The following is a 25,971-nucleotide window of genomic DNA, read 5'->3' as shown; positions in this document are numbered from 1 at the left end:
CACTACTCCACGTCAGCAGTTGCCGAACCAGCAGGTCACCAAAGGCGTGACCCGCCTGGCGCCCCTCTCACCGGACGGCGGAAGTCGCGACCGGGATGTGGGCGGAGGTGATCGTCATCGGCGTGCCGGTGACGGCGATGAGATAGCTCCCCGGCCCGTGGCCGGCGGGCATCGCGCGGAAACCCCCCTCGGGCTCCACTCGATAGTCCGCGAAGGCGTGCGGGGCCAGCACGGTGGGACCCGAGGCGATAGTCCACCAGTTGGAGGCGCCCTGGCCGGTACGGCTCGCGAAGTGCGGCTCGAGTGCCGTACCAGTGGTGTTGACTGCCCGGACGTCAATGGTGGTGACACCGACACGTGAACCGCGCTTGGCGAAGTGCGGCGCGAGGCTCATGCGCAGAGGCGGCGGACTCGCGGCGGCTGTCACGACGCAAGCGAGGGCGGGGGTGAGCAACCCGGTCGCGACGACGGCCTTGGCGCGGTGGCCGGTGAGGCGGGGCAGGCGTGGCTGCCAGGCGGTGGCGAACGCGGTGGCCGGAACGGTGGCGGCGGCCGCCAGCCACAGCGGGGTCATCATCAGGAAGTAGCCGTCCTGGGAACGCGTGGCCAGGTAGAACGCGATCCACGGCAGGACGGTGAGGGCCGGGCCCAGTCGTCGGACGAACAGCAGCGTCGCCGCGAGCAGGCCGAGCAGAAGCAATTGGCTGCCGTAGGAGTAGTAGTCGAGGCGGCTGCTGCCGTCGGTGAAGTAGTAGGAGATACCCATCACGCCCTGACCGTGCAGGATCGCCTTCTGCTCCAGAGGGAGCAGGATTCCGTTCAACCAGGCCGAGAAGTCCTGGACGGCGAAGTACGCGTTGGCTGCGGACCAGGTGAGGGCGGCTGTGGCCGTGTAGCGGGCGGTGACCGCCAGGGCGCGCCGGGGGCCGAGTTCACCGCGCCGGACGGCGTACAGGCCGATCAGGAGGAACGGGGCGAGGAACCAGGCGAGTTGCTGGGCGGCGCAGGCGGCGCCCAGGCAGGCCGCCCGCACTACGCCCCCTGGCCCGAGGTGGTCGCCCTCGCCCGTGCTGGGCCAGCGGACCACGACGGGGATGAGCAGGGCGAGGGCCGTGATGGCCGGGTAGCCGGAGTAGGCGTAGTGGGGCAGGAAGCCGAAACCGAGGCAGACGGCCGTGGCCGCGGACCGCCAGGGCGCCGGAAGCAGGAACCACAGCAGAAGCGAGGAGGCGAGGAGCGCGACGGTGGGGACCAGGGTGGCGGCTGCTGTCGAGTGGACGACGGCATGCACAGGTGCGGCCAGCAGGGCGGTCAGCGGCGGATAGCCGTACGTGTAGTCGGCACCGCCGGACATCGTCTTGGTGATCCCGACGCCAGGTGTGGCGAACAACCATGGCCACGGCTGGCCGTAGACCGGATGCCCGTGCAATATCTCGCTCGCGGCCTGGGCGGTCAGCACGCCTTCGTCGCTGCCGGCGTGGTCGAGCAGGTAGCCGCAGACCACCAGGGCGACGGCGGTGACCAGTACGGCCGCGTCGACCCGGATCAGTGCCCGGCGGGTGCGTACGAGAAGGCTGAGAACGGCGCAGACGAGGATCGAGGCGTAGCAGACGGAGATGACCGCGGCGATCGGCGGGCTCGACGCCATCGCGGTGGTCCAGGCGGCACGCGTGCCGATGAACAGGCTGATCGTGGCCACCAGGGTCATACCCCGGTGCCATTGCTGGGGCCCGGCGTCCGCGAAACCGAGGGCTGAGGCCCGGGTCGGGGGCGGTGCCACCAGGTGCGTCGTAGTACGACCACGGATCTCGACGCGCGTTCCGCCGCTATGGCTGTCAGCCAAGGACTGCCTCCTCTGCCTCGCCCCCCGCCGCCGGCAACCGCATGTGTTCGGCCGCCCGAAAGCCATCGACTACCGCACGTAGAGGCAAGTTCGGTCGGCGTGGTTCCGCCGGGCCGGAGGCTCGTCCGACCGTCCCGGCAAGGGATTCATACATCCCCTGTTCAGGACAGGGGCGAATGGACGCCCCCGCTCGATCATCTACAGTTCACCTGGCGTCTACAAGGCCGTAGTCGGTAAGCGAATTGCGTGAAATCTTCCGCCGAGACGGGACTACTGCACACCGAAGGGGGCGCCCGTCGTCTCCCCCGCCTCGCGGGCGAGTGCGGTCAGGCTCCGTGCGGGCGCAGTCGGTGCTCGTAGGCGAAGATCACCACCCGTACCCGATCCCGGAGCCGCGGCTTGGCCAGGATGCGCGTGATGTGGGTCTTGACGGTGGCCTCGGTGAGGCGGAGGTGCTGGGTGATCTCCGCATTGGTCAGGCCTGGACGCCGGAGCCGACGACTACCTGGTCAAGCCGTTCAGCCTGACCGTGCTGCTCGCCCGGCTGCGGGCTCATCTCAGGCGGCACGCGGTGGCCGCGCCGGCCCGGGAGCCGGTGCGGCTGGGCGATCTGGTCGTCGACGTGACGGCCCGGCGCTGCGCACTGCACGGTGTCGAAGTCCCGTCGCGGGCCAAGGAGTTCGACCTGCTCGCGGTGCTGGCCGAGCGGGTCGGCGAGGCGGTCTCGCGCGAGACGCTGATGGCCGAGGTGTGGGACGAGAACTGGTTCGGCTCCACCAAGACCCTCGACGTGAGGTTGGCGGGCCTGCGCCGCAGACCGACCGAGGCGGCACAGGCGAGCGAGGAGCCTACCCGGTTGCCACGGATCACCACGTCGCGGGGGCACGGGTACCGGCTGGAACGGCCGCCGGATCCGCCGGATTGAGAAGGTGCGCGCGGCGCCCCCGGTACCGCAGGCCTGGCGACCAGGAGGAAGGCAAGGCGTCGGGACGGTTCACAGTGCCGAGCGGCGGACCAGGAGCGCCAGGACCAGCAGCCCGGGGGCCATCGGCAGCCACCCGGTCAGCAGGCGGTAGCCGAGGACCGCCGAGACCGCCGCCGGTCCCGGCGCGCCGGCCGCCGTGAGCGCGAGGGCGAGCGCGGCATCCAGCGACCCCAGTCCGCCCGGCGTGGGCAGCAGCGCCGCCGCGCCGCTGGCGACCAGGTAGGCCATGACCACACGGCTCGCGGGGAGGCCGAGGCCGATCGCATGGACCACGGCAACGATCACCCCAGCATGCAGCAGAGCGAACGCGACCGACCCGCCCCACAGCGCACAGGCCCGTGCCCGGCACCGGTGCACGGCCCGCACGTCGGCGAAGGCCCGACTCACCACTCGTCTGAGGCGGCCGCTCATCGCGACCGCCAGGGCGACGGCTCCGACCACCACCGGCACCAGCAGGACCAGCCCATGCGGGACCCGCGCCGAGAGAGGGACCGTGCCGGGCGAGGCGACCAGCAGGGCCACACCGAGCACGCACCGAACGGTCCCGCCGACGGCCGCCTTCACCGCCAGCGCGGTCGCCGAGCGCCGAGTGGACAGCCCGCACCGGGTCAGGAACCGCAGGTTGACCACCGCCGCTCCGGCGCCCGCCGGAAGGAGGTGGTTGGCGGCACCGGCCGCGAACTGCGCGGCCACCAGCCGCCCCTTGGGCAGCGGTTCGACCACCGCACCCTGCTGCGCCACGGCCGCGCACACCCAGGTGGCCAGGGCGGCTAGGCAGGCGAGCACCAGCCACTCCCCGTCGGCGGCGGCCAGCCGGTCGGTGCCGCTGTCCAGCGTGGCCCGGTGCGCGGCGAGCATCCCGCCGGCGGCGGCGAGCACCACCAGGGTGATTCCCAGCTGGACGTACAGGCGCCTGCCCGCGGTGATCGGCAGGCTCTCGGCCGCGGTCACGACGGTCGCCTCCCCTGCCGTACACCGGGTGCCAGGTACGCCCGAAGAACGCCGACCTGCTCCTCGGGCCAGGAGCGCGCGTACGCGGGCGGACGGCCCCCCGGCGGAGCGAGGACAGCGAAGGGTGTGCGGTCAGCGGCACGCGTCAGCTCGGCCAGGGTGGTGCTGGCGTCATGCCCCGCCGTCTGGGCAGAGCCACAGCCGGTGTAGAAGGCGACTGGGACGGCGTCGTAGCCGCTGAGCAGGCACGGCGGCCGGACCCCAAGTCCGTGGAGGGCGGCGGCGGTGCGGGTCCAGTCGGCGCGGGAGGCGGCGGAGCTGTGCACGGTGTGCTCCAGGACGACGTACTGCACGGCCAGATGGCCTGCCAGGCCGACCGCCACCAGGCCGGCGGCCAGGGTGCGTCCGGCCCTGTGGGTCGGGGCCGTGATCAGGTGGACGAGGCCGTGGGCGACGGGGAGGGCGAGCAGGGCGTAGGCGGGCAGCAGGAAGCGGGGGGCCGCGTAGCCGATGAGGAAGAGGTAGGGGACGGCGGCCGTGACGGCGCAAGCTCCCGGGAGCAGGACGGGCATCGCGCGCCGGGCACGTACGGCGACCACCGCGCCGAGGACGGCGAGAAGCGGCAGCGCGAACCACCACAAGGTCACCACCGGACTGGGGACCGATCCGGTGCAGGGCCGGCACAGGGTGCGCCCGCCGAGACTGCGCAACTGGTCGACCACCGCGAGGTGCCAGCCGAGGCCGCCCTGAATGGCGGAGGCGCCAGACAGGCGCTGCGCAAGGCCGCCGTAGCTCGCATACGCCTCGATCACCCACTCGCCGGCACCCGCCACCAGCCCCACTACCAGCACGACGAGAAGACGCGGGCGGCGCAGGGAGAGAGCGAGCAGGGGCAGCACGACGTAGACCGCGTCCATCGGGCGCATCCACGCCATCAGCGCCGCGCCCGCGAACACACCCCACCAGGCCGCCCGGTCCCGTGCGTTCGCCCGGGCGCGCAGGAAGCAACCGACGCAGGCCAGGGCGCCGACCGCGACCCAGTAGTTGGGCATGGCCTGCGGACCGTAGAACAGCGTCACCCACAACGAGGCGAACAGGGCGCCGGCCAAGGCCAGGACGCCGGGTCCGAGATGCCCTCGCCAGACTCGCAGGGCGAGGTAGAGGGCCAGGCCGGAGAGGACGGCCAGGTAGAACCGCAGCAGGACGGTGGAGTCGGACCACGATGCGATCGGGGCGGCGAGGAGTGAGATGCCACGGGAGCGGGGGGCGCTGAAGTAGGCGGCGGGAACGTGACCGCTGACCTGGCTGACGTAGACGGCCTCGTCCCAGCCGAGACCGAGATCCGGCCGTACGAGGACGAGCTGGGCGAGCGTGAAGGCGGCCGCGACCGCCCCGAGCCAAGGCTCGCCCCGTGAGCGCCAAGGCCGGATGGCCTGCGAGGGGAGGCCGGCGCGCGGGACACCGGTCATCGTGGCGTTCGAGCCGTCGGCCATCTTGCACCTCTCGTCGTTACACGCCACAGGGCAGGATCCTCCTACAGCTCGTAGGAGGACATCCCACCCTACGGCTTGTAGGGTTAGAGGCAGGTGAGAAGGCGCCTTGGCGCTGCCGCCTTCCGTTCAGCGGGCGCCGGGGCGGGCGAGTCCCCGCCCCAGGCGAAGATCACCGCCTGGGGCGGGAACGAGGATGACCGGGTGGCGGGACGGACGTCGTCGCTGTCCTGGCTCCCATGTGTCAGGCGGCGATGACCCTGGGATGGCCGTGATGTTCGCCGTGCTCGCGTGACGCCACCGGCTTCTCGGAGAAGCCTTTCCGTCCGCTGTTCTGCCGTGCTGCTCGTGGACCTCTGTGCACCTCCGGCCGCCGGGTCGGAATCCACCCGGCGGCCGAAAGCCGAACAGTACGTCAGGCACCGCGGCCGACTCCGTGACCTCGTAACCCGCCTCCACGATCGCCGCGCGCAACCTCGCGTCGTCGAGTTGCGTGCCGCTGACGGAGACCGACCCCGCCGTGACGTCGACGTCCACCTCGGAGACGCCGGTTACCTGGGAGACCTCCTCGGCGAGGCGGTCGTACGCCTCTTGATACGGATGCACCGGTTGTGCGGCGGTTTCCCATGACAGGGGAGCATGACAGTGGAGCACGACGTGGACGAGGCCCGGCGCAGCATCGTCCAGTTCGACACCCCGACCCGGACCGGGCGGCGGCAGTCCGGGACTGGTTGGCCACCGCCCTGCCGACCGCGTAACTCGACCTGAACCTGAACAACTCGGAAAGACTCATCCACGCAGGCGCGACCGCTGCTGCAACGCTTCGCCCCCAGGCTCGTTGACACTGTCCACGGCATGAACTTCTCTCGTGCACTGTCCGCTCTCACACCTCCCGAAGCACCGGCGGCCACAGGCGCCCTTGCGTGCGGGCGCGTTGACACGCGTGGGGATACAAGAGGTAGGCGTTCAGAGGGAGGTAGTGTGTTCGAGGCTCGAACGGTCCTCCGTGAGAACCGCGGTGGCAACCGCGATGGGCAAGTCATCCGTCTGAGCCGCCTGCACGCGACCTCTGAAGATGGAGCCGATGAACGTGTCGACCGGCGGCAGACAGCTGCGGAGCGGGGCCACGCTAGCAGCCCTCGTCTGTGCCATCACCCTGTTACCCGGCCCGAGTTACGCGACCCCGCGCGAACCCGATCCGCAGAACGGCAAGTCGATCGAGGAAATCCACGACGAGCTGAACAGCCTCTACCGTGCCGCCGAGGTGGCCACCGAGGCGTACAACACCGCGAACGTGAAGGCCACCCAGCAGGAGAAGCGGCTGACGTCGCTCCGCAAGGACCTGTCCCGCACCGAGGACCGGCTGGACGATCTGCACGACCTCGCGGGTGCGGCCGCCCGGACGCAGTACCGCGGGGGCAATCTCGACTCCACGGGCATCCAGTTGCTGCTCGGCGACCACCCCGACCAGGCCCTGAACGACGCCTCCCAGGCCCGCCAGGCCCTGCGGAACCTGGTCAACGTGTCCGAGAGTCAGAAGAGCGCCCGCGCGGAACTGAGCCGGCAGACCGACGCCGCCACGGAGAAACTGCGGGAGCTGAAGAGCAGCCGCGCGGACAAGGCCGCGGCGAAGGGCAAGATCGAGAAGAAGATCGCCGAGGCCGAGCAGATCGAGGCGGGACTCAAGAAGGAACAGACCCGCAAGCTTGCTCAGTTGGAACAAAAGGAGGCGCAGGAGGCCAAGTCCAAGTGGACGGTCTCCGATTCCGGCGGCACCTCGACCGGTACCGGCTCGGGCAGCGGCCGGACGAAAGCGAGCGGAGCGGCCGCGAAGGCCGTCGACTTCGCGATGGCACAGATCGGCAAACCGTACGTGTGGGGCGCTGTGGGCCCCTCGTCGTACGACTGCTCGGGACTCACCTCCACGGCGTGGGCGGCGGCCGGGCACCCCATACCCCGTACCTCGCAGGCGCAGTGGCAGGGGCTGACCCGGGTCAGCCTGGCCTCCGTGCAGCCCGGAGACCTGATCATCTACTACGACGCCACGCACGTGGGCATGTACATAGGGGGCGGCCAGATCGTCCACGCCCCCCGGCCGGGACGCACGGTCACGACCGCGCCGGCCGCGTCCATGCCCATACTCGGTGTCGTCCGACCCGGAGTCTGAGCGGATGACCTACTCACTGACCCCCCGTAACGAGGGAAACCTCCCCGCGCTGAGCGCACCGCCGCTGATCCGGCTCGACGCCTATGTGGCCGAGGACGGATCGACGGTGGTCAACGGCCATCTGCTGGACATGGGCGGCACACGGCCCCCCAACGAGGCGATACTCGACGCCATCGCCATGTTCGCCCGCACCCTGCGGGCCCCGGTGGCGGCCACCGTCATCGACCGCACCGTGCAGCAGGTGGCACGTCTGCGGGTGTACCCCGACGGTTCGAGCCGGACCATCGCCGACGAGGAGGACCTGCCGCCCGGGCGCGAGCGTACGGCCGCGGAGGAGGAGTCGTTCCCTCCGCTGGCCCGCGTCGAACGCATCATCCAGCATGCGCAGCGCCAGGAGCTGCACGCCGCGTTCGTCCTCGCCAGCGCGCTGCGGGAGCATCTCACGCTGCGCAGAGGCGCGGAGGACGAACTCTCCCTGGAGGCCCGGGCGATCGAGGCGTATCTCGCGTATCAGCGCGGCGACTACATGCTCTCCACCGTCCTCGCGCTGACCGTCGCACGTATCCGCTGCCGCACCGATCTGAACCGGGCGGCACCCGAGGTGGCCCGCGCCACCGCGGCGTGGCAGCGGCTGCTCGACGAGGGCCAGGTGGCCACTCGGGGACAGGAGTTGCTGCACATGTGGGAGCACCTCTCCTCGGAGGGCCTGCTGCTGGAACCGGCTCACCAGGCCATGGCCCAGGCCGTCCGGATCCGGCTCGAACGGGGCGGCCGGTCCGTACCGGCCGCAGCCACGGCACCGGCCGTGACTGCGGGCCAGGGCCCGATCGCTCCCGAGGACAGACCCCTCAAGCCCACGCGACGGGGCCTGCGACGTTTCACCCGCCGGCCCGGCCGGTCCACCGAGCCATCGCCCTAGGTGTTCTGTCCGGGGAGGAGAGCCGAGCGCTGCCCGTGCCGGTTCGGAGTGTGAGCAGCTCCTCGTAGAAGCCGCCGAACTCCCGCTGCCGGTCGATGAGATGGATCTCCAGGATCCAGTGGCAGTTACGGCCCGCCTTGTCGGTGCGGCGCAGGCGCGTGTCGTTGGCGGGTGCGATGTACGACTCGGTGTCCGCGCCGTCGATCTTCTCGTGCGGGAACTCGCCGACCAGGTGGCCGGCGCGCCACCCGCCCAGCTCCCAGCCCGCCTCGGCCGACCTGCGCGCGCAGCGCGGGGAGTACCCGGCCGGTGCCGCAGCCCAGGTCGAGGACGCGCTGCCCGGGGCGCAGTCCCATCCGCTCGACCGCCGCCGCGTATCGGGGGCCGTCGGCGGCGAAGCGCTTCTCCCAGGTGGCCGCCCGCCGGGTGAAGAACGCGCGCATCGCCGTCTGGCCGGCCCGGCCCGCGACGAACGCGGCGAAGCGCTCGAACACGCCGTCCCGATGGCGGGCGAGCACGGCCAGCTCCGCGGGCGCGGACTCCACGAGACCGGGCGCGATGGCCGCCTCCTGAGGAAATGCGGCGGCGAACGCCTGCACGGCCGCCTCATCCACCTCCAGGTGGAACTGCACGCCCCAGGCCGAGCCGCCGGCCCTGAACGCCTGCACCGGGTAGCGGTCGCAGGGCGCCAGCAGGGAGGCTCCGGCCGGCAGGTCCATCGTGTCGCCGTGCCAGTGCGGCACCCGCAGCCGCTCGGGAGCGGCTGCGAACAGGGGATCGGCGTGCGCGGCCTCGGTCATGCGTACGTCGCCCCACCCGATCTGCGTGCCGGTGCCGGGCCGGGCGACACCGCCCGCCGCGACCGCCAGCAGCTGCGCACCCAGACACACGCCCAGCACCGGCACCTCGGCCTCCAGCGCGGCCCGCGGCAGCGCCAGTTCCGCGGTACGGCTCGGGAAGTCGTCGTAAGCGGCCGTCGGCCCGCCCATCACCACCAGGGCCACCAGGTCTTCCGCCGTCTCGGGCACCCGGTCGCCCGCCCAGGTCCGGCAGACCCGCACCGGCAGCCCGGTCGCGACGAGCGCGGTACCGATGGCGTACGGCCCTTCCTGCGGTGCGTGTTCCACGACCTGGATCACGGGCCATCACCTCTCGGACGACTGTCGGGGTGGTGGCTCTCCGGCGGCCGAGGATGCCGTTGCGCCGCTTTCTCGGATTCGCCAGGGCCGAACGGGCACACGGGTGGTGAATGAGACGGGAGGCGCAACGGGCGTTGCCAAAGCGGCTAGTTTATGGACTCATGATCAGCACAAAGCATGGCAATTCAGCCCTTTCCCTCTGTCTGTGAGGCGCCTCGTCATGAGTCTGAGCATCCGCAACCAGATCCCCGGCACCGTCACCGCCGTCACCCCCGGCGAGGTGATGGCGACCGTGAAGGTACGCCTGGACGGCGGCCAGGAACTCACCGCCGCGATCACCCTGGAGGCGGTCGAGGACCTGGGGCTGGCCGAGGGTTCGGCAGTCCGGGCCATGATGAAGTCGACCGAGGTCGCCCTCGCGACGGGCCCGGTGGAGGGGCTGTCCATCCGTAACCAACTGCCCGGCACGGTCAGCGATATCGCCACGGGCGGGGCGATGGCCACGGTCAAGGTCGTGGTCGACGGGGGCGAGCTCACCTCGGCGATCACCAAGGACGCGGTCGCCGACCTCGGTCTGACGGCCGGTTCGCCGGTCGTGGCGCTGATCAAGTCGACCGAGGTGTCCCTCGCGACCGGGTGACTCCGGCCGTACCTCGTCAGGCGTTGATCGGCCCGGTTTCCTCACGCAGGACCCGGGCCTCGCACCCGTCGAGGACGTCCAGGCCCTTCAGCGGACACTTGCCTTGCTGCTGCCCGCTTCGCGACACAACTCCCGTGCGGCGGAGACGCTTCGTCTCCGGGTGGGACTTCGTCGCTGCTTCGCGAAGCCGCTGTCCACGAGGGCCGGTTCGATGGCCGCACCGGTGGACGTCAGTTCAGTCCGAGGGTGCTGAGGGCGGTGGTCCAGTCGGTGACGATCGCCTGCTGCGCCTGGGCGAGCGTGACCTTGCCGGCACAGACCGCGGTGTGCAACTTCGTCTCCACCGGGTCCTTCATGTTGTTGACCCCGCTGCCCTTCTTGTGGCCAGGGTCCGGGGGCTCGACCCACAGGTTGCGGGGATCGTTGGGGTCGCCGCCGAGCTGCAGGCTGATCTCGTGGTCGTACTCGGCGTCGGCCATGTTCCCGGTGTAGCCGTAGGAGACGGCGTTGAGCTTCTTCTCCTTGCCCGTCACGTACGTGGAGGGGCGGATACCGGAGGTGTAGCCGCCCTTACGGCATATCGTCGACTTCAGGTTCGCCTGTGTGACCGCCGGAGAGACCGCTCCCGGGGTGCACTTGGGGTCCTCCAGCGGCTCCCCCTTGTCATACCGGTAGTGGCAGCTGCCCGCCGCAGGCTGCTGCTGCACCGTGTACTTCTTCTGCGGACCGGCCCCCACCGCGATCGACCGCCCCGCGCCCGCTGCACCCGACGGGGACGCCGCCGGCGCCGACGCGCCGGACGATGACGAGTCCGGTTCACCCGGCTGTACGGACGAACAGCCCGCCAGCAACAGGCAGGAGAGCAGCGCGGGAAAAGCAGCGCGGCGGGTGGAACGCATGACGACCCCTCACAGGCAGGCGATAGCTGAGCAGATGCTGCCCTACCAGGAATCCCGCACACCGGGCGGGGTGCGCGAGCAGAAGCACACACACCGTCCGGCAGGGCGCGGAGCAGGCGCAGAACCCTGCACCGCTGGCTGGCCGTGTTCGATTGTGGCAGCACGGTCACGGACAGTTCGGAGATTGGGTGTCGGCGCTCCCTGCCGGTCGGCTAAAGGAGGCGGGTGCGCATGCGCTGCGCGAGGTTCTTGAGGATCTCGTGCAGCCAGGGGCTGCGAACGGCCGGCAGCCGGACCAGGGTGCGCTGGAACGCTCTCGGGTCGGCCCGGAAGAGGTAACCGGGGCGCGGCGCGGGCGGGTCGTCGCGGACGACACCGTCGGGCATGGCGCCCGACGCGGGGACGGGCAGGTACGGCTCGGGGCAGGCCAGCCACAGCCACACCCCGAACGGCAGCGGCGCTGGGTATCTGGGTATGCCGAGGCGGCCGGGCCGACCGGGGTCCAGAACTCCCCGGTCTGCGGATGGGTCGGAACGAGGAGGATGTCCGCGTCGAGCGAGACGCCCGCGTGCAGTACATGGGCTCACAGGAGTTCATGGGCTCCCTCTACGCCGCAGCGCTGCTGACGCAGCCCGGCTCCAGAATGCCGCTCCGTGAATCCGGGGGCGACTCGGCCGTCGCCCACTTTCAGAAACGGCAGGCCCCACCCGGTGGGCATGCGCTCGGCCCCCTCAACAACATACGCCGAGGGGGCCGAACTGTCGTAGCGGGAGCCGGATTTGAACCAGCGACCTCTGGGTTATGAGCCCAGCGAGCTACCGAGCTGCTCCACCCCGCGTCGGTGACCCCAGCCTACGCGATACGAGGCAGCGCGGCTGGGAATTACCGACCGGGTCCGGACAGCCCCTCCCGTCCTGATCGCTCGGTGATCGCGCTGGGGCGGGCAGCCGACGGCTTCACGTTCCCGTTGTTGCCGGGTATGGCGTGATGGGCCGGTCCTCCGTTGCAGCGGGGGCCGGCCCTGTTGCCGCGGTGTCCGGACCAAAGGACGTCCGCTGTGGCTGATCCCCGCGGAGAGGGACCGTCCTCCGGTGTGGTGGACCCGTCGCTGACAGAGGGCTGCGGCTACTCATATCACCACACGGTCGGCCAGGAACGTCACGCAAAGCGCTCCTCCGCTTCCCGCGTCCGGGGGACGGCTCGGCGATGGCACTCGGCCCTCGCCTCGATGGCCTCCGCGAGCCGCAGGCCGGCCCCTGCCTGGTTCATGGCCTTGACCGCCTCGTCCAGGCAGATACGGGCGAGTTCCGCGTCTCCCGCGTCCAGGTGTGCGTCGCCCAGGCTCATATGGACGCGGCCCCCGTTGTAGGGGTCACCGCCCGGCAGGTCGCCAGTGGTTCGACGCGATCCGAACAGCGAGCCGGTATGCCGAGGTCAGGTGTGCGAGTCGCGCGACAGCAAGGAGAGCGACTCCGGAGTGATCTCTCCCTCGCAGTGCCGGCACCCGGACTCCATCCGCAGGGGGTGACCGCACTCGTGCCGGAAGGCGACCGCAGGGGTGTCCACCGCCCACCTGTCGCCCCATTGCAGCAGGCCGATCATGACGGGGAAGAGCTCCTGCCCCGCCTGGGTGAGGTGGTACTCGTGGCGGGGAGGGTGCTCGCTGTACTGCCGCCGTTCGATCACGCCCGCCGCTTCGAGCTTGCGCAGCCGGTCGGCGAGGATGTCGCGGGGCGCGCCCGTGTAGCCGGCGATCTTCGCGAAGCGGTGCACGCCGTACGCCATCTCCCGCAGCGCGAGCAGTGACCACCGCTCGCCGACGATCTGCAGTGCGGCGGCGATCGAGCAGGGGCGTACGCCCACCGGCATATCCGCCATCACCGAAAGCGGCTTTGTGACGGCCCCTGTGCTGGCCGTCTGCGGCTCCCCGGCAGTCTGCGGTTGTACGTCCATGAGCCCACGTTACCCCTGGTTGGTTGTGTTTCACGACTCACTCCGGGTAGCGTCGGGCGCGGTAAGTAGGAAATTCAAACTAAGTTGCGAGGACAGCATGGCCGTACCCGAGGGGGCCTCCACCGCCGCGCCTGCCGGGTCACCGACGGTTGAGGAGCCGGTCCAGGACGCCGCCGCCCGACGGCACGCGTTGCGGGTGCTGGCGCTGAGCAGCCTCGGCGTGTTCGTGGTGTTCCTCGACACCACGATCGTCAATGTCGCCTTCGAGACCATCGGCCGCAGTTTCCATGCCACGGCCGGCCATCTGGCGTGGGTGCTCAACGCCTACAGCCTGGTCTTCGCCGCCGTCCTCATCCCGGCCGGCCGGCTCGCCGACCGTTACGGGCGCAAGCGGGTCTTCCTGATCGGCATCACCGGGTTCGCGGCGACAAGCGCCCTGTGCGGGCTGGCGCCGAACGTAGGAATGCTCATCGCCGGGCGAGCCCTGCAGGCGGCGTTCGCCGCCCTGGTCACCCCGACGTCGCTGTCCCTGATCCTCCCGGAGTTCCCGGCGGCCCGGCGGCCGGTCGCGATAGGCACCTGGGGCTCCATGGGTGCGGCGGCGGCCGCGCTCGGCCCCACCCTGGGCGCACTGCTGACCGAGTACGCCTCTTGGCGCTGGATCTTCCTGGTCAACGTGCCGATCTGCGCGGTGATCGCCTTCCTCGGGCTGCGCCTGCTGCGCGAGGCCCGCGACCCGCACGCCCACGGCCTGCCCGACCCGCTCGGCGTCCTGCTGATCGCCGCGATGCCCGCCGCGCTGAGCCTGGGCATCATCGAGGGCCCGAACTGGGGCTGGTCCGACCCGCGGGTGATCAGCGCCTTCGTGCTCGCCGCGCTGCTGCTCCCCGCCTTCGTCCTGCGCGACCGCTCCACCGCGCAGCCCGTGATGGACTTCGCGCTCTTCCGGGTCCGGCAGTTCCGGCTGGTCAACGCGGCGACGCTGCTGTTCGCGGCCGCCTTCTACGGCATGCTGCTCAGCAACATCATCTTCCTGCAGACGGTGTGGCACTACTCGGTGCTGCGCGCCGCCCTCGCCACCGCGCCGAGCCCGCTGGTGGTCACCGCCGTGGCACGCACCGCCAGCCGCCTCTCCCACACCTACGGCGCACGCCGTGTGCTCACCTGCGGCGCCCTGTTCTGGACCGCCGGCCTCGCCCTCAACGCGATCGTCGTCGGCCCCACCCCGCACTGGAGCACCCACTGGCTGCCCGCGGCGCTGCTCACCGGACTCGGTGTCGGGCTCACCCTGCCCGCCCAGTCCGGAGCCGCCGTCCAGGCACTGCCGCCGGGGCGGTTCGCACTCGGCTCGGCGATCAACGCGAGCCTCCGCCAGCTCGGCGCGGTCCTCGGCATCAGCCTCTTCGTCGCCGTCCTCGGCACCCCCACCGCGGCCGACGCCATCGGCTCCTTCCACCGGGTCTGGTGGCTCCTCGCCGCCCTGGGCCTGGCCGCCGGCGCCGTCCTGTGGACACCGGGCAGTCGCCGGGCCGACGCGGATACGGGGGCAGCCGAGCTGAAGCCGGTGTACGCGCCCGAGGGGGCGCACGACCACTGAGAGGGGTCGGCGAAGGAGCGGTACCGCGCGCCCTGCTGTCACTCCGTGGGAGGGCTGGGCCCCCGCCCCCAGGCGGGCGGGCTCAGCGCGGCGGCGGCACCGGGAAGAGCATGCAGCTGCTGGTGGCGTGGGCGAGCAGCCGATCCGTCCCGTCAACCAACTGCGCTTGCGCGAGGGCGGTTTTACGCCCCTTGCTGAGAACGGTGCCGATGGCGCGCACGGTACCGGTCTCCACGGTCATCCGGCGCAGGAACTTCACCGTCAGGTCGAGCGAGGTGTACGCGATCCCCTGCGGGAGAGTGGACTGCACGGCGCATCCCGCGGCGGAGTCCAGCAGGACGGCGAAGATGCCGCCGTGCACGCTGCCGATCGGGTTGTAGTGCTCCTCCCCCGGCGTCAGGGAGAAGACCGCCCGCCCGGGCTCCACCTCGTCCAGGACGAAGTCGACGGTGTGGTTGATCGGCGAGCTCGGCAGCCCTCCCGCCTGCAGCTCGCGCAGGAAGTCGATACCGGCCATGCGTCCGGCGGCCTCCGCCAGGACCGCGGGATCGTCCCACTGATACGTACGTGTGCGCCCCACGGTACCGAGCCCTTCCCTCTGACTTTTTCAAATGAAGCTAGCTTCTCCCGCGCCTGACTGTCAACGACGAAGTCAGGCCCTTACGATGGTGTGATGGAGTGGCTTGAGACGAGCACGGAGAACTGCCCCGTCCAGCGCACGCTCGACGTCGTCGGCGAGAAATGGACGCTGCTGATCCTGCGGGACGCCGTCAACGGAGTCCGCCGCTTCGACGACTTCCACCGCCACATCGGGCTGTCCGAGGCCGTCCTCAGCGACCGCCTCCGCAAACTGATCTCGGCCGGCGTCCTGAAGACCGTCCCCTACCGGGAGCCCGGCAGCCGCGCCCGCAACGAGTACCGTCTGACCCGCAAGGGCTGGGATCTGTGGCCCGTGCTCATGGCGCTGACCCAGTGGGGCGAGACCTACGCCCTCGACCCCGGGGAGAACCCCCCGCTGGACGTTCGCCACACCGACTGCGACGCCCCGGTCCGCGTCGTCGTCCAGTGCTCCGCGGACCACTCGGCCCTCACCCCCGGGGAGGTCACCGCCCGGCTGGGCCCGGGTGCCCGGCTCCGTTCATAAGCCGCCGTCCCCCGACTGGCAGGCAGGTCGGGGCGGCGCCCTGGGCACGCCCCCGACCCCGGCCGCCGCTGGGTCCTCGAGCCGTACGGGCCGTCCGAAGCCGATCTTTTCTTCGCCCGGCGTTTCATCGACTGGAACACGCTCGACCACGGCATCCAGCGCGTGGACGCCTGCCGAACCCAGGAGGGCGGCCTTCTCCTGGTCGAGCTGGAAGACCTCAACCCCTGTCTCTCCCTCGACCTCGTCACCGACCGGACCCGCGACGCCTTCGTCAGCTCCATGACCGCCTCCCTCCACCACTTCCTGGAAGCCGACTCCCGCACCTGAGCCCCGCCTGAAGGGGGGCGGACCGACTCATGGGCGGGTCTCCGGGTGTCCCGCCGTACGCGCTGCTGGATGCGGGTGTCCCGGTCGTGCTCGTGGTGGGCGAGCATCCGCAGCCGGGCCGCGGGGCGCGTCGTCGAGCGCCGGGACGGCCGTCGGGTTGGTGCCACCTTCAAGGCCCGGGCAACCTATGGGCCGTTGAGGACAGCACCCGGGCCGCAAGCCGGAAGGGCTCCCGCGGGCATCCGGCTCGCGGGAGCCCTTCTTCTCTCCGCCTGCCGACGTGAAGGGTGAGAAGACGATCACGAGGCAGGACGTATCAGTGGCTCAGGGAGCCAGCAGCAGGCTGTCGCCGCGCTCCTTGGCGGTTGCGTAACGCTTGGCCACGTCCTGCCAGTTGACGACGGCCCACATCGCGTCGATGAAGTCGACCTTCTGGTTCTTGTACTGGAGGTAGAAGGCGTGCTCCCAGGCGTCGAAGACCAGGATCGGGGTGGAGCCCTGGCCGACGTTGCCCTGGTGGTCGTAGATCTGCTCGACGACCAGCCGTCCGCTGAGCGCCTCGTAGGCCAGGACGCCCCAGCCGGAACCCTGAGTGGTCGCGGCGGCCTTGGTGAGCTGGGCCTTGAAGCCGGCGAAAGACCCGAAGGACTCGGTGATCGCGTCCGCCAGGTCGCCCACGCCGTCGGCGGCCAGCGGCTCGCCGCCGCCGTCCTTCGGGCCGGTCATGTTCTGCCAGTAGATGCTGTGCAGGATGTGGCCGGACAGGTGGAAGGCCAGGTTCTTCTCCAGGCCGTTGACCGAGCCCCAGCTGTCCTTGTCGCGTGCCTCCGCGAGCTGCTCCAGCGTGTCGTTGGCGCCCTTGACGTAGGCCGCGTGGTGCTTGTCGTGGTGCAGCTCGATGATCTCGGGGCTGATGACCGGGGTGAGCGCCGAGTAGTCGTACGGAAGCTCCGGGAGCGTGTACACCGGCATGTCCAACATCCTCCGACCTTATTGCGACTGGTATGCAGGTGCAGACTATCAGCAGTAAGCGTTCCTGTTGATGAGGCGTGTGACCCGGGTGGACGGATTGCGGTGCACGCCGAGGCGCCGCCGAGGGTGTCGGAGCCGGCCGCCCCGACACCCTCGTGCAACCGGCTCAGGCCGCCACCGGCACAGCGGGCTCCTCCGCCTCGTCCAGCAGTTCCATCAGCGTGGCCCGGGCGCGGGCCACGCGGGAGCGGACCGTGCCGATCGGGCAGTCGCTGACCTCGGCCGCCTCCGCGTAGGGGAGGCCGAGCAACTGGGTCAGGACGAACGCCTCCCGGCGCTCGTCGGGCAGCGCGGCCAGCAGATCCAGCAGGGCGATGCCGTCGTCGAAGCCGGGCAGGTCCCGGGGCTGGGCCAGTTCGACGGCCAGCTGCCAGTCCGGTACGTCGGACAGCCGGGGCCGCGCGGCGGCGTGCCGGTAGCTGTCGACCACCGCCCGGCGGGCTATGGACAGCAGCCAGGTGCGCGCCGAGGAGCGGGCCTCGAAGCGGTGCAGGCTGCCGAGCGCGCGCAGGAACGTGTCCTGGGCGAGGTCCTCGACTGCCTGGGGGTCGCCGCACAGGTGGGCGACGTACCGCAGGACATCGCGATGCAGGGCGCTGACGAAGTCCTCGGCGGCGTCCGGGTCACCGCCTCGGGCGGCCAGTGCGCAGGCGGTTATCGACTCGTCGGCGGATGCCGATCTGTCCGTACCGCGGTGGGAGTCAAGCAGGGCAGAGGTGATCACCTGGTGTCCTTCTCGGGATCCTTGATCCGGACCGGGGCACACGAGGGCGCTGGCGGTCCGGTGAATGGGGAGACGGCCCTACGGCTCCTGTACGGGCGTACGGCCGGGGCCCGAGGCGCATGGGCGCAACCTCGGGAATCCAGCTGTCTCTAGACGACAGCCGTCCCCGCAGGAGGTCCCCGAGAGGTGATCGCGTGGACGAGAAGACGAAGGCTCGGCGCCCGGTCCGAGCGAGGGCGGCACGGGCGGATGCGCCGCCGGTCCGGAGCGGGAGGCAGCGCCAGCAGCAGCCGTAGCGGCGCCGCGAGCCATCCGGCCACGGCCCGCAGGATGCGGAAGGCGGCCCTCTCGCCGTACGCGAGCCACAGACCGGTCAGCAGCGCGGCGAGGAGGTGGGCGGCGAGCATGCCGTACGCCGAGCTTCCGCCGTCCATCGAATGCCCCATGTGGCCCATGTGATCCATCTGATCCGTGTGGCTCACGGTCATGTGCCCCATGTCGGCCATGGAGTCCATCCGCATCGAGCCCATGTCCATGGAGCCCATGTCCATCGATGCCATGCCCTTGGAGGCCGCCCCGCCCGATGACGGCACCGATGACGCCTGCGCCAGGGAGAACGCCTCGTGCAGCACTGCCTGGGCGGCGACCACGACCGTCACGATCAGCGGCAGTCCGCGTTCCCGGCCCGCCAGACACCAGCCGGCGGCACTCGTCCCGGCCAGGCCGGCGGCCAGCGCCCAGGAGGGCACCTGGCTGCCGGACATCAGAACGTGGCCCAGAGCGGCGAGCAGCACACACACGGCCGCGAACACCGCGGCCCGTAGCGTGCGAGAACACCACCCTGCTGTCATGGCGCCTCATCCTCGCATCCGGCCATTGGTCGTCATGCGGGGGTACGGATATCCGACGGGGACCCCACTCAATCCACGAAGTGTGATCTGGACCACGCCGAACGCCCGGAACCGGCCGCTCATGACGTCGGCCGGACCACCTCCGCGAGGGTTCCGACCGCCCCGCTGTGCTCGAAGTGCAGCGTGAACGGGACGAGATCGCCGGACCGCAGGCGGGACTTGGCCGTCAGCGTGACGTCCAGGCCGCCGGGCGACATGGACAGTGCGCCGCCCGCGGGGACGGTCACCGAGTTCACGTCGCTCCTGGAAGCGGCCCCTCCGCCGAGCATGCGGTGGCGGCTGAGGGCGAGCCCCTCGCTCGAGGAGGAGGAGGTCACCTTCACCAGCCGGTCGTCCGCTCCGCCGCCGTTGCTGACGTCGAAGAACGCGGCGGTCTCCGTGTTGTTGCCGTACGGCAGGAAGACCCGCCCGTTCGAGATGGCGATCCTGGGCGGGCTGCCCGCCTTCCCGGCCGTGACCCACGCCGACAGGCCGCCGAGGGCGAGACTGAACGCGGCGATCGGCGCGACGGCGGCCGAAAGGGTGTCGGTGAGGCGGCGCCGGGTCGGCCGCCAGAGGGACGGTGTGGTCATCGGGCACGCCTCCTGGCGACGACGGGCGAGGGCTGCCGGCCGCGCAGCCGCAGGCTGTTGGTGACGACCAGCACCGAACTGACCGACATCGCGGCGGCGGCCACCATCGGGTTGAGCAGGCCGACCATGGCGAGCGGCACGGTGACGAGGTTGTAGCCGAAGGCCCAGACGAGGTTGGCGCGGATCGTGCTCAGGGTGCGTCGGGCCAGCCGTACCGCGTCCGCCAGGGCCTCGATGTCACCGCGGACGAGGGTCACGTCGGCGGCCCCGATGGCCACGTCGGTGCCGGTGCCCATGGCGATGCCGAGGTCGGCACAGGCCAGTGCGGCGGCGTCGTTCACACCGTCGCCGATGACCGCGACCCGGTGACCCTGCTCCTGGAGGTCCCGTACGAGGCCGGCCTTGTCCTCCGGGGTGCAGCGGGCGCGCACCTCGTCGATGGCGAGGGCCTTCGCGACGGCCCGGGCCGGTGCCTCCCGGTCGCCGGTGGCGAGCACGGGCCGTACACCGAGCCGCCGCAGCCGGTCGACGGCCCGGTAGCTGCCGGGCCGTACGACGTCCCCGACCTCGATCAGAGCCTCGGCCACACCGTCCACGTACACCAGTACCGGCGTGTGCGCGGCGGCTTCGTCCACCGTCAGACCGGCGGGCAACTCGTCGTCCGGGGCGAGGACTTCGACCAGCCGCTGCTCGACCCGGCCGCGCACACCGCGCCCCGGCAGCGCGCGGAACCCGTCCACCTCGGGGAGCGGTTCGCCCAGTTCCCGCCGGGCGTACGCGGCGACGGCCCGGCCCAGTGGGTGCTCCGAACCCTGCTCGACGGCTCCGGCCAGCCGCAGTGCCGCTTCCCTGCCGAGTCCGCCCGGTACGGCGGTGAGCCGGGCGACGCCCATATGTCCCGTGGTGAGGGTGCCGGTCTTGTCCAGGACGACGGCGTCGAGATGCTGGAGTCCCTCCAGGGCCTGCGGGCCGGTGACGAGGACGCCCAGCTGGGCACCGCGCCCGGTGGCGGCCATCAGCGCGGTCGGGGTGGCGAGGCCCAGCGCGCACGGGCAGGCCACGACCAGGACGGCGACACACGCGGTGATCGCCGCCTGCGGATCGGCCCCGGCGCCCAGCCAGAACCCGAGCACGGTGACGGCCAGCGCAAGGACGACGGGCACGAAAACCCCGGCGACCGAGTCGGCGAGCCGCTGCGCCTTCGCCTTGCCGGTCTGTGCCTCGGTCACCAGCCGGGTGATCCGGGCGAGTTGGGTGTCCGCGCCCACTGCGGTGGCCCGTACGAGCAGCAGACCACCGGAGTTGACCGCCCCACCGACCACGGCCGAGCCGGGCCCGACCTCGACGGGTTCGGTCTCCCCGGTGACCAGGGACAGGTCCACGGCCGAACTTCCCTGGGTCACCTCGCCGTCGGTGGCGATCCGCTCGCCGGGCCGTACGACGAAGACCTGCCCGGTCCTCAACTCCTCGACGGGGACGAGCCGTTCATCGTCCCCGTCCCGTATGGCGACCTCCTTGGCCGCGAGCCGGGCCAGCGAGCGCAGCGCCGCCCCGGTGCCGCGCCGGGCCCGCCCCTCCAGGAACCGCCCGGCGAGCACGAACAGCGGTACGCCGACGGCCGCTTCGAGGTAGATGTGTGCCACGCCGTCCGATGCCGAGGGCACCAGGCTGAACGGCATCCGCATCCCGGGGTCACCGGCGCCGCCGAGGAGGAGCGCGTACGCCGACCAGGAGAAGGACGCCACCACGCCCAGCGAGACCAGCGTGTCCATGGTGGCCGCGGAGTGCCTGAGGCCCCGTACGGCCCTGGTGTGGAACGGCCGGGCACCCCACACGGCGACCGGCGCGGCGAGCACGAAGCACAGCCACTGCCAGTTGCGGAACTGCAGCGCGGGCACCATCGACAGCACGAGAACGGGCAGCGCGAGCAGCGCGGTGACCAGCAGCCGCTCACGTTCCTGCCGGGCGCCCTCGGACTCCTCGTCCGCCGCTTCCCCGCGCTGCTGCTCCTTCCTCTTCGGCGGCTCGGGCAGGACGGCCGTGTACCCGGCCTCCTCGACCGCGGCGACGAGTTCGCCGGGGCCGATCTCGGGGGGATGACTCACCCGGGCTCGCCCGGTGGCCGGATTGACGGTCGCCGTGACCCCGTCCAGCCTGCCGAGCTTCTTCTCGACGCGGATCACACAGGCCGCGCAGGTCATGCCGCCGACGGTCAAATCGGTGGTCACCAGGACCCCCACCGGTTTGGCACCCATCAGTTACCTCCCCCGTGCCCGTTCCCCATGTCACCCATATCGCCCATATCATCCGCCCCGCCACCGGTGCTGGTGCCGGTGCCGGTGCCGACGTCGGTGCTCGTGCCGTGTATGCCGGGTGCGACGGGTCCGGCGGCGGCTCCGACGGCGTACGACACCGTGAAGATCAGGGCCAGCAGGAGAAGGAAGCCGCAGAGCGCGGGCGGCGGCACCGGCTTGCGCGGCGCCGTCGCGCCCGCGCCGGCGGAGGAAGGCAGGGACTCGTCCATCACCGGGTCTCCAGATCGCTTCGTACGGCGTCGCTCGGATCGAGCCGTACCGCCTCAGTAGTCGGAGCGGACGGGGCTCGAGTTCCGTGGCAAACGTGTGACAAGAGGGACCGGTTGTCTGCGCGAGTGCGTCTCAGAAGGAATGCGAGTGCATGAGGCCTGAACAGAGCCGCCCGCGCTGACACGGCACTCAGGCCGTGTCAGCGCGGGCGACGGCGTGCGCCCGTTGCCGTTACTTCTTGGGCGGCTTCGGCTGGTGGGCCTTCTTGCCGTTCTTCTTCACGTCGATCCGGACGACCTGGGGGTCGTGGTCGCTCGCCTGGTCGGCGAACTCGGAGTTGATGTGGACGACGTCGTAGTCGTAGTGGGTGATGGAGGGGCTGGTCAGGATGTGGTCCAGGGTCTGGCTGTTGCCGTCGTAGACGTAGCTGTAACGCTGGTCCGCCGGGAGGGTGTTGATGAGGTCGGTGAGGTCGTTGCCGTCGCCGGTGAGGGTCTTGACCGCGTCGGAGAACTCGAAGTCGTTGAGGTCGCCGGCGGCCACGATCTGGGCCCTGGGGTCGGCGGCGAGCAGCGACTCGACGAAGGTGTTCTCCTCCTCGGCCTGGAGCCCCCGCTGCGTCTCCGAGGAGCGGGTCGGCTCCTGGTAGCGGCCGTGGATCGGGTCGTCGCCGCCCTTGGAGATGAAGTGGTTGGCGATGACGAAGACCGTCTGGCCCCGGAACACGAACTCGCCGACGAGCGGCTTGCGGCTGTCCGTCCAGGCGGCGCTGGTCGGGTCGATACGGCCCGGGGAGGCGGACAGATGGGCCTGGCCCATGCGGTCCTTGACCACCGAAACGGCGGTCGTGGAGGCATCGCCGGTGGCGGCGCGGTCCACGAAGGAGACCCGCTTGGTGTTGAAGAGGAAGACCTGGCGGATGTTGCCGCCGGGCTCGCCGCCGTCCTCGTCGTTGACCGGGTTGACGTACCGCCAGGAGTACTTCGGGCCGCCGGCCGCGACGATCGCGTCGGTGAACTTCTTCAGGGTCGCCTCGGCGGAGACGGTGCCGTCGTCGGTGGCGCCGTTGTCGTCCTGGATCTCCTCCAGGGTGACGATGTCGGGCGAGGAGAGGTTCTTGACGACGCCCTCGGCGAGCCGGGCGAACTTGTCGTCACTGTCGGTCGGGTCGAGGTTCTCGACGTTGTAGGTGGCGAGCGCCAGCTCGCGGTGCTTCTGCTTGCGCGTCACCTCCTGCTGGAGACCGTTGTCGACGGCCGTGCCGGTGGTGGCGGAGGAGGGGGCGAGCAGGTAGCCGCCGAAGGAGGAGTAGTCGACCGGTCCTGTGGTGGCGCCGGACAGTTCGTCACCGACGTTGAGGACGGGGGTCGTACCGTCGGCGGAGACGATCTCTATACGGCCGGTGTTCTGCTGGTCGTAGCCGCCGTAGAGGGTGCCGCCGCGCTTGGTGGGGTTCTCGTCCGGCTTGGCGGTGACGAACATCTCGCCGTAGGTGTTGGTCGCGCCGACCACGCGGGCGTCGGAGACCGAGGCGCGCATGCCCTCGATGGACTCGTAGAAGTCCTGCGAGTACACGGTCGGCTGGAGGGTCAGGTTCTCGATGCTGCCGCCACCCGCCGTGGGCGTGTACTGGTCCGGGATGGTGGAGGCGTTGAGCGCGACCGCGTCCGGGAGGGGGTTGCCGGTGGAGAGCGTGGTGGAGACCGGGCTGCCCAGCTCGGTGACCGACTGGGCGGCGGAGGCCGGGTAGTACTCCGAGACCTTGCCGCTCACCAGGACCGAGTCGCCGACCGAGACGGTGGGCGTGGCGGAGCCGGTGTACACGAACAGGCCTTCGCTGGTGGCGGGGTTGGCGTCCGGGGTCGGGTCCTGGATCCAGTAGCCCTTGCTGCCGGTGGTGCGGACCGCGGTGACGATGCCGGGGACGCCGACGACGCTCTGGCCCTTGAGGGGCGAGATACGGGTGGTGCCCTGGATGTCGTGGATGCGGAAGGCGCCGGGCGCGGTCGGGCCGCCGGTGCCGCCGCCGGTGCCGCCGCTCGCGGTGTCGCCCGCGCTGTTGGTCGGGGTGGGCGTGCCGGTCGTGAAGTCGGCCGAGTTGTCGTCGGTGTCGGCGAGCGAGGCGGCGCGGGACACGGAGGTGGTGTTGCTCGCCGTCGGCGCGGCGGTGCCCTCGCGGACGACGGCGGTGCCGTAGCCGAGGAGGTCCACCACATCGGCGTCGCCGGTGCAGTCGGCGACCGTCTTGCAGGTCAGTGCCGTGGTGCCCTTGACCAGGGCCAGGGTGCCGCTGGTGGCGGACATCGCGATGCCGCCGGTCGCGTCGGCGGTCGGCAGTGCGGTGGTGCCGCCGGCGCCCGCGCCCTCGGCGACCAGGTAGTTGCCGCCGGCGGGGAGCGAGCCGGTGAGCGGGGTGACCTGCCACGGCGAGCTCGCGGAGGCGGAGGCCGGGAGGTACTGGACGCTGTAGCCGTCCAGGGAGTAGGCCGCCGTGGAGCGGTTGGCCAGCTCCACGAAGTCGTTGGTGAGCGTCGCCCCGGAGTTGCCTCCGCCGCCGTACGCCTCCGAGATGACCGCGTTCGCCGACGGGGTGGCGAACGCGGCGGGCAGCGGTGCCACGATGACGGCCGCCGTGGCCGCCGCGGCCACGAACGCGGCGCCGGCTACACGCGATGCGCTGGGTCTGTGAATCTGCACGAGGGTGACTCCTTCAACGTCCGCCGGAGTTGGGGCACATGACGTGCTTTCGACCGGTGGGATCCATGCGACCGGCTGAGGTTACGCGCGTAGAAATGACGCGACAAGGGGTGTGCGGTTAAATCTGCGGGTCCACCAGGATCTAGCGCAACAGCCCCGCCGGGCCGAACGAGCGGGGCAGGAAGCGTTCGGCCATGCGGGCGTAGCCGGCAGCGTTCGGGTGCAGGCCGTCGGGGAGGTCGGCGATGTCCTCGCGGCCGAAGAGCGCGGTGCCGTCGATGAGGTGGAGACGGTGGTCACCGGCCTTCCGCCTGCGCTCGACGTGCTCGGTCAGCAGCTCGCGGACGCGCGTCAACGTCATTGAGCCCAGCGTGAGTTCAGCGGGGCGGTCGAGGGTGCGGACCCTGCCGTCGGCACCCGGCAGCGTGGGGCCGGGCCGGGTTTCGACGGCCGGGCAGACGATGGGGCTGACGATGAGGATCGGTGTGTCCGGGTGCCCGTCGCGGATCGTGTCGAGGAAGCCGTGGAACGCCGGGACGAAGGCGCGTTCCCGCATGGTGTCGCCGTTCACGATGTTGATGCCCAGTTCGAGGCTGATCGCGTCGGCGGGCAGATCGCGGATGGCCCGGGCCATGAAGGGATCGAGGTGGCATTCGCCGCCGAGGCCGAGGTTGACGAGCGAGCGGCCCGCGCGCCGGGCGACGATCGCCGGCCAGGTGCCGGTCGGGCGGTCCGCCTCCGAGCACTGGCTGATCGAGCTGCCGTGGTGCACCCACATCGGGCCGCTTGCCGGAGCCGGCCGCACCGACGCCTCCTCCGGTACGCGCACGTCGACGAGTTGGGTCGCCCGTGAGTTGGACAGCCAGATCTCGACGCGGCGCTCCCGGGGCTCGGACCCGAGGGTGAACCGGAGGGTGGCAGGTGGCGCCGGGTGCTCGTCCAGGGCCGTGGTGGCGGGGTCGACATGGATGACGGTCTGGCCGGAGCTGGTGACGGGAGCCCGCAGTTCGCCGTCGACGACCAGGTCGAAGACCGCGTCGGACGGCTCGGTTCCCGTCATCACGACCTGGGTGATCTGGGCGTCCAGCTCGATCCCGGTGGCGTCCGTGAGCATCTCCAGCCGTACTCCGGAGGGCACGGTGCTGATGAACTCGTATGTGGTGTCGGCCAGTTGGGCGCGTCCGGGGCCGGGAGCGCGATGCAGGGCGACCCCGGCAGGACCCGGGGTCTTCTCCAGTGCTCCGACGACACAGCCGAGCGCGAGAGCGAGGATGGAACGCACGGGGCGACTCTCCTTGGGGATGGCGTGGAAGGGTGCTTCTTCCCCGGATACCGGCCTGTGCTCAGAATGCCGCCGCCGACCGGCTCTCGGGCACGATGATCATGCCCTTTTTCATCCGATGTGCCGCCGAGGGAGCGGAAGAAGGAGACCACCGGGCTCGCCGACCCGCACCGC

General features: G+C 71.1%; 21 protein-coding genes, 1 tRNA gene and 5 pseudogenes. 7 read left to right on the top strand and 20 right to left on the bottom strand.

All coding sequences use genetic code 11. The features are described 5' to 3' along the window. Window positions 1–67: 67 nt before the first annotated feature. Window positions 68–1,708 carry a hypothetical protein gene (locus ABTY98_RS25330; RefSeq protein WP_502994343.1) on the bottom strand — a complete coding sequence of 547 codons (1,641 nt, stop codon included), beginning with the start codon at window positions 1,706–1,708 and terminating at the stop codon, window positions 68–70. Between the two features lie 461 nt (window positions 1,709–2,169). Then, entirely contained in the window at window positions 2,170–2,307 is a 138-nt protein-coding gene (locus ABTY98_RS25325) for a hypothetical protein (RefSeq protein WP_502994342.1), read from the bottom strand. 11 nt (window positions 2,308–2,318) lie between these two features. Between ABTY98_RS25325 and ABTY98_RS25320 the strand changes: the two are divergent. Beyond that, window positions 2,319–2,768: pseudogene (locus ABTY98_RS25320) on the top strand (winged helix-turn-helix domain-containing protein); the annotation flags it as partial. A 69-nt stretch (window positions 2,769–2,837) separates the two neighbouring features. Here ABTY98_RS25320 and ABTY98_RS25315 read toward each other — a convergent pair. Both ABTY98_RS25315 and ABTY98_RS25310 read right to left on the bottom strand, forming a co-directional pair. Further along, window positions 2,838–3,779, bottom strand: coding sequence for a lysylphosphatidylglycerol synthase domain-containing protein (locus ABTY98_RS25315; RefSeq protein WP_502994337.1), 942 nt, complete (start codon window positions 3,777–3,779; stop codon window positions 2,838–2,840). Next, on the bottom strand, window positions 3,776–5,272 hold the full coding sequence (locus ABTY98_RS25310; protein WP_352223239.1) for a hypothetical protein: 1,497 nt from the start codon (window positions 5,270–5,272) through the stop codon (window positions 3,776–3,778). The genes ABTY98_RS25315 and ABTY98_RS25310 overlap by 4 nt, the downstream gene beginning before the upstream one ends. Window positions 5,273–6,353: 1,081 nt before the next feature. Between ABTY98_RS25310 and ABTY98_RS25305 the strand changes: the two genes are divergently transcribed. Both ABTY98_RS25305 and ABTY98_RS25300 read left to right on the top strand, forming a co-directional pair. Next, on the top strand, window positions 6,354–7,436 hold the full coding sequence (locus tag ABTY98_RS25305; RefSeq protein ID WP_352223238.1) for a C40 family peptidase: 1,083 nt from the start codon (window positions 6,354–6,356) through the stop codon (window positions 7,434–7,436). A 4-nt stretch (window positions 7,437–7,440) separates the two neighbouring features. Then, window positions 7,441–8,355 (top strand): hypothetical protein, encoded by a 915-nt coding sequence (locus ABTY98_RS25300; protein WP_352223237.1) that lies wholly within the window; start codon window positions 7,441–7,443, stop codon window positions 8,353–8,355. A 46-nt stretch (window positions 8,356–8,401) separates the two neighbouring features. Here the strand turns inward: ABTY98_RS25300 and ABTY98_RS25295 are convergent. Together ABTY98_RS25295 and ABTY98_RS25290 are read right to left on the bottom strand one after the other, a co-directional pair. After that, window positions 8,402–8,638, bottom strand: a pseudogene (locus tag ABTY98_RS25295) (M24 family metallopeptidase); the annotation flags it as partial. A gap of 337 nt (window positions 8,639–8,975) precedes the next feature. Beyond that, window positions 8,976–9,482: pseudogene (locus ABTY98_RS25290) on the bottom strand (type 1 glutamine amidotransferase); the annotation flags it as partial. A gap of 232 nt (window positions 9,483–9,714) precedes the next feature. On the opposite strand from ABTY98_RS25290, the gene ABTY98_RS25285 reads away from it, so the two are divergent. Continuing rightward, window positions 9,715–10,134, top strand: a complete 420-nt coding sequence (locus ABTY98_RS25285) for a TOBE domain-containing protein (protein ID WP_352223236.1) — start codon at window positions 9,715–9,717, stop codon at window positions 10,132–10,134. A gap of 230 nt (window positions 10,135–10,364) precedes the next feature. Here the strand turns inward: ABTY98_RS25285 and ABTY98_RS25280 are convergent, their stop codons facing one another. From ABTY98_RS25280 to ABTY98_RS25260, 5 genes and pseudogenes are all read right to left on the bottom strand, one after another. Then, entirely contained in the window at window positions 10,365–11,033 is a 669-nt protein-coding gene (locus tag ABTY98_RS25280; protein ID WP_352223235.1) for a hypothetical protein, read from the bottom strand. 212 nt (window positions 11,034–11,245) lie between these two features. Continuing rightward, window positions 11,246–11,586 (bottom strand): annotated as a pseudogene (locus ABTY98_RS25275) (hypothetical protein); the annotation flags it as partial. A 211-nt stretch (window positions 11,587–11,797) separates the two neighbouring features. Beyond that, window positions 11,798–11,871: transfer RNA gene (locus ABTY98_RS25270), tRNA-Met, on the bottom strand. A 320-nt stretch (window positions 11,872–12,191) separates the two neighbouring features. Next, a complete protein-coding gene (locus tag ABTY98_RS25265; RefSeq protein WP_352223234.1) occupies window positions 12,192–12,380 on the bottom strand; it encodes a hypothetical protein in 189 nt (62 codons plus the stop codon). A gap of 87 nt (window positions 12,381–12,467) precedes the next feature. Next, window positions 12,468–12,911, bottom strand: a complete 444-nt coding sequence (locus ABTY98_RS25260; RefSeq protein ID WP_352223233.1) for a winged helix-turn-helix transcriptional regulator — start codon at window positions 12,909–12,911, stop codon at window positions 12,468–12,470. A gap of 172 nt (window positions 12,912–13,083) precedes the next feature. On the opposite strand from ABTY98_RS25260, the gene ABTY98_RS25255 reads away from it, so the two are divergent. Then, window positions 13,084–14,583 carry an MFS transporter gene (locus ABTY98_RS25255; RefSeq protein WP_352223232.1) on the top strand — a complete coding sequence of 500 codons (1,500 nt, stop codon included), beginning with the start codon at window positions 13,084–13,086 and terminating at the stop codon, window positions 14,581–14,583. An 82-nt stretch (window positions 14,584–14,665) separates the two neighbouring features. Here ABTY98_RS25255 and ABTY98_RS25250 read toward each other — a convergent pair whose 3' ends face one another. Further along, window positions 14,666–15,163 carry a PaaI family thioesterase gene (locus ABTY98_RS25250; RefSeq protein ID WP_352223231.1) on the bottom strand — a complete coding sequence of 166 codons (498 nt, stop codon included), beginning with the start codon at window positions 15,161–15,163 and terminating at the stop codon, window positions 14,666–14,668. Window positions 15,164–15,256: 93 nt separating this feature from the next. Between ABTY98_RS25250 and ABTY98_RS25245 the strand changes: the two genes are divergently transcribed. Beyond that, complete coding sequence (locus ABTY98_RS25245) at window positions 15,257–15,727, top strand: winged helix-turn-helix transcriptional regulator (RefSeq protein ID WP_352223230.1); 471 nt, start codon at window positions 15,257–15,259, stop codon at window positions 15,725–15,727. Window positions 15,728–15,772: 45 nt separating this feature from the next. Next, window positions 15,773–16,054, top strand: a pseudogene (locus tag ABTY98_RS25240) (hypothetical protein); the annotation flags it as partial. A 324-nt stretch (window positions 16,055–16,378) separates the two neighbouring features. Here ABTY98_RS25240 and ABTY98_RS25235 read toward each other — a convergent pair. The 8 genes from ABTY98_RS25235 to ABTY98_RS25200 all read right to left on the bottom strand — a co-directional run bounded on the left by ABTY98_RS25235 (window position 16,379) and on the right by ABTY98_RS25200 (window position 25,797). Next, a complete protein-coding gene (locus tag ABTY98_RS25235) occupies window positions 16,379–17,026 on the bottom strand; it encodes a superoxide dismutase (RefSeq protein ID WP_352223229.1) in 648 nt (215 codons plus the stop codon). 166 nt (window positions 17,027–17,192) lie between these two features. After that, the gene (locus tag ABTY98_RS25230) at window positions 17,193–17,810 is read right to left on the bottom strand and encodes a sigma-70 family RNA polymerase sigma factor (RefSeq protein ID WP_352223228.1); all 618 of its coding nucleotides are present in this window, start codon (window positions 17,808–17,810) and stop codon (window positions 17,193–17,195) included. A 149-nt stretch (window positions 17,811–17,959) separates the two neighbouring features. Further along, window positions 17,960–18,661, bottom strand: a complete 702-nt coding sequence (locus tag ABTY98_RS25225) for a hypothetical protein (protein ID WP_352223227.1) — start codon at window positions 18,659–18,661, stop codon at window positions 17,960–17,962. A 119-nt stretch (window positions 18,662–18,780) separates the two neighbouring features. Next, the gene (locus ABTY98_RS25220; RefSeq protein WP_352223226.1) at window positions 18,781–19,293 is read right to left on the bottom strand and encodes a copper chaperone PCu(A)C; all 513 of its coding nucleotides are present in this window, start codon (window positions 19,291–19,293) and stop codon (window positions 18,781–18,783) included. After that, entirely contained in the window at window positions 19,290–21,548 is a 2,259-nt protein-coding gene (locus tag ABTY98_RS25215; protein ID WP_352223225.1) for a heavy metal translocating P-type ATPase, read from the bottom strand. The genes ABTY98_RS25220 and ABTY98_RS25215 overlap by 4 nt, the downstream gene beginning before the upstream one ends. Continuing rightward, entirely contained in the window at window positions 21,548–21,817 is a 270-nt protein-coding gene (locus tag ABTY98_RS25210) for a hypothetical protein (protein ID WP_352223224.1), read from the bottom strand. Before ABTY98_RS25210 ends, ABTY98_RS25215 begins: the two co-directional genes overlap by 1 nt. Window positions 21,818–22,049: 232 nt before the next feature. Beyond that, the gene (locus tag ABTY98_RS25205; RefSeq protein ID WP_352223223.1) at window positions 22,050–24,515 is read right to left on the bottom strand and encodes a DUF8508 domain-containing protein; all 2,466 of its coding nucleotides are present in this window, start codon (window positions 24,513–24,515) and stop codon (window positions 22,050–22,052) included. 142 nt (window positions 24,516–24,657) lie between these two features. Next, window positions 24,658–25,797: an SGNH/GDSL hydrolase family protein gene (locus ABTY98_RS25200; protein ID WP_352223222.1), complete on the bottom strand. Its 1,140-nt coding sequence runs from the start codon at window positions 25,795–25,797 to the stop codon at window positions 24,658–24,660. Window positions 25,798–25,971: the final 174 nt, after the last annotated feature.

The sequence above is a fragment of the Streptomyces sp. NPDC096040 genome (assembly GCF_040303265.1).
Taxonomy (GTDB): domain Bacteria; phylum Actinomycetota; class Actinomycetes; order Streptomycetales; family Streptomycetaceae; genus Streptomyces.
Note: the sequence above shows the minus strand (reverse complement) of the source record. Positions and strands in the feature narration are given on the sequence as shown.

Coding starts and splice junctions, on each gene's coding strand:
- ABTY98_RS25330 (WP_502994343.1), bottom strand. CDS start 1,708: ATGACCCTGGTGGCCACGATCAGCCTGTTCATCGGCACGCGTGCCGCC.
- ABTY98_RS25310 (WP_352223239.1), bottom strand. CDS start 5,272: ATGGCCGACGGCTCGAACGCCACGATGACCGGTGTCCCGCGCGCCGGC.
- ABTY98_RS25305 (WP_352223238.1), top strand. CDS start 6,354: ATGAACGTGTCGACCGGCGGCAGACAGCTGCGGAGCGGGGCCACGCTA.
- ABTY98_RS25300 (WP_352223237.1), top strand. CDS start 7,441: ATGACCTACTCACTGACCCCCCGTAACGAGGGAAACCTCCCCGCGCTG.
- ABTY98_RS25285 (WP_352223236.1), top strand. CDS start 9,715: ATGAGTCTGAGCATCCGCAACCAGATCCCCGGCACCGTCACCGCCGTC.
- ABTY98_RS25280 (WP_352223235.1), bottom strand. CDS start 11,033: ATGCGTTCCACCCGCCGCGCTGCTTTTCCCGCGCTGCTCTCCTGCCTG.
- ABTY98_RS25265 (WP_352223234.1), bottom strand. CDS start 12,380: ATGAGCCTGGGCGACGCACACCTGGACGCGGGAGACGCGGAACTCGCC.
- ABTY98_RS25260 (WP_352223233.1), bottom strand. CDS start 12,911: ATGGCGGATATGCCGGTGGGCGTACGCCCCTGCTCGATCGCCGCCGCA.
- ABTY98_RS25255 (WP_352223232.1), top strand. CDS start 13,084: ATGGCCGTACCCGAGGGGGCCTCCACCGCCGCGCCTGCCGGGTCACCG.
- ABTY98_RS25245 (WP_352223230.1), top strand. CDS start 15,257: ATGGAGTGGCTTGAGACGAGCACGGAGAACTGCCCCGTCCAGCGCACG.
- ABTY98_RS25235 (WP_352223229.1), bottom strand. CDS start 17,026: ATGCCGGTGTACACGCTCCCGGAGCTTCCGTACGACTACTCGGCGCTC.
- ABTY98_RS25225 (WP_352223227.1), bottom strand. CDS start 18,661: ATGACAGCAGGGTGGTGTTCTCGCACGCTACGGGCCGCGGTGTTCGCG.
- ABTY98_RS25220 (WP_352223226.1), bottom strand. CDS start 19,293: ATGACCACACCGTCCCTCTGGCGGCCGACCCGGCGCCGCCTCACCGAC.
- ABTY98_RS25215 (WP_352223225.1), bottom strand. CDS start 21,548: ATGGGTGCCAAACCGGTGGGGGTCCTGGTGACCACCGATTTGACCGTC.
- ABTY98_RS25210 (WP_352223224.1), bottom strand. CDS start 21,817: ATGGACGAGTCCCTGCCTTCCTCCGCCGGCGCGGGCGCGACGGCGCCG.